The 1,259-nt window shown below is 48.8% G+C and carries 2 protein-coding genes; both read right to left on the bottom strand.

All coding sequences use genetic code 11. From position 1 onward, the window contains the following. The coding region (locus ACYUCW_RS18005) for a contractile injection system protein, VgrG/Pvc8 family (RefSeq protein ID WP_460409176.1) at nt 1-748 on the bottom strand (748 nt) is incomplete at its 3' end. Between the two features lie 83 nt (nt 749-831). Beyond that, nucleotides 832-1,259, bottom strand: a 428-nt coding sequence (locus ACYUCW_RS18000; RefSeq protein ID WP_460409175.1) for an Hcp family type VI secretion system effector, incomplete at its 5' end; no start/stop codon positions are given.

Here is a 1,259-nt window from a genome sequence, read left to right as displayed (position 1 = left end):
TGGTGTAGAGACGTTCAGGGTGTAGATCTTCACGGTAGAATTGGCAATCCGCTTTAACATGGGCCTCATCCAATAAGGTTTTTAAGATGGTTGGCACCGATTGATGTTGAAAAATACGGCTATCTTGATTGAGGGTCATCACCCACATTTCAGGGCGAATATCGAAGTGATACCACGTTTTCACTCCGTCGGTATTGCCTTGTACTGCCCCAGCTAAGATACCGTTGACTTTGCGGATCAACACCCCATCGCGTTTGACCGTTAATGATGAGGCTAAGCCAAGATGGCGCTGGAAATCGATAAAGGGTAAGGCACTGACCGCACTGATGGACAGTGAAAATAGCGAGGATAATCCTTCGGTAAGATTAAATTCGGTGACTTGAAAGGTGTCGTCAGGCAATCCACCAATGGTGCAAGTGAACACCAAACCACTTTCGAGGCTGTCCATGCCTAATGCATCAAGTAACGCCCCATGGGCCGCTTGGAGTGCTTGGTTTTCAGCGAACGTTTGTCCACCGGTAAAACCGCCACCGTGGATCAGGGGATGAGCAGTCACGCGATTGGCCGATGCGCTGGCTGATTGAGTGAGCGAGGCCGCTGCTGAGGCCATCCCGGCCACCTTTTGCGTGGGTGTCGATAGCGTTTCGTTCACTTTGGATTGCACCCTATTTTTCACTTGATTGATGGCTTCATCTTTTAAAACGGATGCCGGGTCAATGGGCGTTGATTTCGGATCTTTGCTAAGCATAATCTGCCTCCATGCAAAAATGGATAAAGAAAAGGGAACAATACAAAATAAGGACGAGCCCCCAAGGACTCGTCATAAAGGTATTACGCTTCGAGAGGCGCACGCCAGTCATCCGCACCAGACGTTCCAGCAACAGTGTGCTCCCAGTCAATTTTGCGGTAAGAGAGGGAGACTTCGATAAGTTGCGTGAAGTCGGCTTTAGCCGGATCTTGGCAATGAGGCATTTGGCAATCGATGTTCACGATCGTCGCGTCAGTCAGTGTGGTGGTAAAGAAGTGCTCTTGTTTACCTTCAACAGACGTGCGATACCATTTTAACTCAACTTTTGGCAGCATTTCGCCGGAAGCCAGTGCGTTATACAGCAGAGGAACGGCTTTGTTTAATGCCACGGTAAAACGAAACGGTTTATGCGCACGTTGGCCAGAAGGTTGACCTGATTGCGGATCAGTCGGAACCGTCACTACGTGAGAAAATTCTTGTACCAACATTTGGTCTTCATGACCTTGTACAT

This window comes from Proteus sp. MB838 (assembly GCF_054767435.1).
This window is presented reverse-complemented; position numbering and strand designations above follow the sequence as displayed.